The organism is Streptomyces parvus (assembly GCF_014648875.1).
GTDB classification, from domain to species: domain Bacteria; phylum Actinomycetota; class Actinomycetes; order Streptomycetales; family Streptomycetaceae; genus Streptomyces; species Streptomyces parvus.
The window spans coordinates 1-4,358 of sequence record NZ_BMRY01000032.1 but is presented as its reverse complement, the minus strand read 5'-3'; the positions used below and the strand labels follow the sequence as shown (position 1 = coordinate 4,358).

The 4,358-nt window shown below is 72.6% G+C and carries 2 protein-coding genes; both read right to left on the bottom strand.

Features of this window, described 5'->3' with window-relative positions; genetic code table 11:
- On the bottom strand, positions 1–1,132 hold a 1,132-nt coding region (locus tag IE140_RS35625; RefSeq protein ID WP_189461094.1), incomplete at its 3' end, for a beta-ketoacyl synthase N-terminal-like domain-containing protein.
- A 4-nt stretch (positions 1,133–1,136) separates the two neighbouring features.
- Positions 1,137–4,352: an SDR family NAD(P)-dependent oxidoreductase gene (locus tag IE140_RS35620; RefSeq protein ID WP_268252809.1), complete on the bottom strand. Its 3,216-nt coding sequence runs from the start codon at positions 4,350–4,352 to the stop codon at positions 1,137–1,139.
- Positions 4,353–4,358: the final 6 nt, after the last annotated feature.

Genomic DNA, 4,358 nt, shown 5'->3' with positions numbered 1-4,358 from the left:
GCGGACGGCCCTCCGGCCGGTCCTGCCCATAGGCGTTGAGCAGCGCCTGCGCCTCGATCGGATCACCCAGCGTCGTACCCGTGCCGTGCGCCTCCACCACATCGATATCAGCGGCGGTCAGCCGGGCCGCCGCGAGCGCCTGGTGAATGACCCGCTGCTGCGAGGGACCGTTCGGCGCGGTCAGGCCGCTGGACGCGCCGTCCTGGTTGACCGCGGAGCCGCGCACCACGGCCAGGACCTCGTGCCCGTTGCGTACGGCGTCGGAGAGCCGCTCCACGAGCAGCACCCCCACCCCCTCGGACCAGCCGGTGCCGTCCGCATCGGCGGAGAAGGCCTTGCAGCGGCCGTCGGAGGCCAGGCCTCCGGACAGGGCGAAGTCGACGAAGGTGTTGGGAGTGACCATGACCGCGACGCCGCCGGCCAGGGCCAGTGAACTCTCCCCGCTGCGCAGCGACCGCATGGCCAGGTGCAGCGCCACCAGGGACGAGGAGCAGGCGGTGTCCACGGTCAGGGCCGGGCCCTCCAGCCCCAGGGTGTAGGCGACCCGGCCGGAGACGACGCTTCCGCTGTTGCCGGTGCCCAGGTGCCCGGCGACCTCGTCCGGGACGGACATGACACGCGAGGCGTATTCGTTGTACATGACACCGGTGAAGACGCCGGTGCGGCTCCCGCGCAGGGACAGCGGGTCGATGCCGGCGCGTTCCACGGCTTCCCAGGAGGTTTCCAGCATCAGCCGCTGCTGGGGGTCCATCGCGAGCGCCTCGTGGGGCGAGATGTTGAACAGCGACGGGTCGAAGTCGGCGACGCCGTCGAGGAAGCCCCCTTCCCGGGTGAAGTCCGCGTCCGCGGCGATACCGGTGGTGAAGGGCGTCATGTCCCAGCCGCGGTCGGCGGGGAAGTCGCCCATCGCGTCGACGCCGTCCCGCACCAGGCGCCACAGTGCCTCGGGCGAGTCGACCCCGCCGGGGAAGCGGCAGGACATGCCGATGATGGCGATCGGCTCGTGCTCGGTGGACTCCGCGGCACGGAGGCGTTGGCGCACCGAGGTGAGGTCCGCGGTGACCCTTTTCAGGTAGTCCCGCAGCTTGTCCTCGGTGGACACGGTACGTGCGCCGACTGTCTCGTCCGGCATCGCCTCAGGCTCCCAGTTCGTTGTCGATGAAGGCGAAGAGGTTGTCGTCGTCCGCCTCGTCGAGGTGTGCGGCGGTGGTGACCAGGCCCGGGTCGTCCGCGGTGTCGTGCCGGGCCAGCAGCGCGTGCAGCCGCGAGATCACGCGGCTGCGGGTCTCGTCCCCGGGGCTGGTCCCGGCGAGGGCGGCATCGAGCCGGTCCAGGTCGGCCAGGAGCGTGGCGGGGCCGGCCTCGGCGCTCTCGATCACCAGTTGTTCCAGCAGGTGGTCGGTGAGGCGGGCGGCGTTCGGGTGGTCGAAGACCAGTGTGGTCGGCAGTCGCAGGCCGGTGGCGGCACTGAGCTGGTTGCGCATCTCGATCGCGCTGAGCGAGCTGAATCCCAGGTCGGTGAAGCCCAGTTCGGGGTGGATGGCCTCGGCGGAGGCGTGTCCGAGGACCGCGGCCGCGTGGCCGCGCACCAGGTCGAGCACCACCTGCCGCCGCTCGGACGGGTCGAGGGGGGCCAGACGGGTGCTGAGCGACGACGTGTCCTGCCTCTCCCCCTCGGCCGTCCGCCGGGCCGGCGGTGGAACGAGGGTGCGCAGCAGTGCGGGAACCGGAACGCTGTGCGCGTGGGCCCGTACGGCGGCCAGGTCCAGGCGTGCTGCCACCAGGTGGGAGCGGCCGGTGGTGAGGGCGGCGTCGAGCAGAGTGAGGCCGTCCTGGTCGGACAGAGCGGTTCCGCTGCCGGTCGCGTCCTCGCGTTCGGCGCCGGAGAGGTGGCCGGTCATGCCGGTGCCGGTGGCCCACATGCCCCAGCCGACGGAGAGGGCGTCCCGGCCCCGGGCACGGATCCTGGCGGCCAGCGCGTCCAGAGCGGCGTTGGCGGCGGCGTAGTTGGCCTGGCCGGGTGCTCCGAAGGTGCCGGTGGTGGAGGAGAAGAGAACGAACAGTTCGGCCCCGGCCAGTTTGCTCAGGTGGAGTGCCGTGTCGGTCTTGGGGCGCAGCACCGCCGCGACGCGCTTGGGTGTCATCGACTCGAAGACGCCGTCGTCGAGGACGCCCGCCGCATGCACCACGGTGGCGATCCGCCGGCCGGTCAGCACCTCGGCGAGGCGGTCCTCGTCGGCGGTGTCGCAGGCCACGATCTCGGCCCGCGCGCCGAGCGCGGCGAGATCGGTGGTGAGGTCGGCGGCTCCGGGGGCGTCCGGACCGGAGCGGCTGAGCAGGAGCAGTTCGGTGACGCCGTGGGCGGCGGCGAGGTGCCGGGCCACCAGGCCGCCGAGGCCTCCGGTGCCGCCGGTGATCAGGACGGTTCCGGCGGGCAGCGTGGGCTCGCCCACCGGCCTGGCGCGGACAAGGCGTGGCACCAGTGGGGATCCGCCGCGCAGCGCGATCTCCGGCTCGCCGGGGACGAGTGCCTCGGCGAGCCCGGTGAGGTCCCCGTCGGTGTCGACGAGTACGAACCGGCCGGGGTGTTCGGAATGTGCCGACCGGAGCAGTCCCCGGGCGGCCGCGCCGGGCAGGTCGGTGATGTCCTCACCGTCCCGGACGGCGACGGACCCGCAGGTGAGCAGCACGATGCGGGACTCGTCGAAGCGCCGGTCCCCGAGGAGGTTCTGTGCGGTGTCGAGTACCTCGGCCACCCGGTGGTGCACCGCCTCGGCGTCTTCGTCATCCGGTGTTCCCGCCCCGGAGAGGAGGACGACCTCGGGTACGTTCATGCCCGCGTCGACGTATTCGATCAGCGCGGCGGGGTCGGCGTGCCATTCGACGGCGAGGTCCTCCTCGGCCAGATGGTCGGCCGCGCCGAGGATGTCGCCGCCGACCACAGCCCAGGACGCGGGGAACGGGCCGGGGGCGGCGGAGTTCCAGTCGGTGGTGAAGAGCGCGTCGCCGGGACCGTTCGCGGAGGTCAGTTGGGCCGCGGAGACCGGGCGGAACTCCAGTGACTCGACGTGGAGCACCGGGGCGCCGGTGGTGGTCACGGCTTCCAGGGTCACGGATTCGCGTTCGGCGTGCCGGCTGAGCCGGACCCGCAGTTCGGTGCCGCCTGCCGCGTACGAGGTGACGCCCTGCCAGGCGAAGGGGATCTGTACCCCGTTGGTGCCGGAGAGAAGTTCTCCGGCACCGATGGCGTGCAGGGCGGCGTCGAACAGGGCGGGGTGCAGAGCGAATCCCGCGGCGTCGGCGCGGGCTTCGTGGGGAAGGGTGACCTCGGCGAACACTTCGTCGTCCCGCCGCCAGACGGAGCGCAGGCCCCGGAAGGCGGGTCCGTATCCGTAGCCGCTGTCGGCGGTGGGTTCGTAGAACCCGGTCAGGTCGACCGGTTCTGCGTCCGTGGGCGGCCATGGGACCGGCTCCGGGGCGTACCCGGCAGGGTCGGCGGCGCGCACCGTGCCGCTGGCGTTCCGGGTCCAGGCTCCGTCGTCGCCCTCGAGGCGGGAGTAGACGGTGAGGGTGCGGGTGCTCTGCGTGGGGGTGCTGTCCCCGACGACGACCTGCAGGACGGCCGCCCGCCCCTCGGGCAGGGTGAGCGGGGCCTCCAGGGCGAGGTCGTCCAGGTGGGGGCAGCCGGCCGACGTGCCGGCCCGGACGGCGAGTTCGATCAGGGCGGTGCCGGGCAGCAGGACGGTGCCCAGCAGGACGTGATCGGCGATCCACGGGTGGGTGTCGGCGGCGATCCGCCCGGTGAGCAGTACCCCGTCCGTGCCGGCCACCGGCACCGCCGCGCCGAGCATCGGGTGGTCGGCGCGGTCAAGGCCCATGGCGAAGACGTCGGCCGGCAGTGCCCGGCTCTCGGGCCAGAAGCGTTCCCGCTGGAACGGGTAGGTGGGCAGTTGGACGCCGCTGCCGGTGCGGTCCTCCAGAACGGTGCGCCAGTTGACGGGGAGGCCGTGGACGTGTGCCTCGGCCAGCGCGGTCACCCACCGCTCAGGCCCGCCCTCACCACGACGCAACGTACCCAGCACCACCCCGGAACGCCCCGCAGCCTCCATCGTCTCCTGCAGACCCACCGCCAACACCGGATGCGTACTGACCTCCAGAAACACCGACCGCCCATCAGCCAGCAACCCATCCACAGCATCCCCGAACCGCACCCTGCCCCGCAGATTCTCAAACCAGTACCCCGCATCCAGCCCCGCAGTGTCCAACCGCTCCCCCGACACCGACGAAAAGAACGGCACCCCCGAAGACACCGGCACCACCGGAGCCAACACCTCCAGCAACCGCTCCCGCACCCGCTC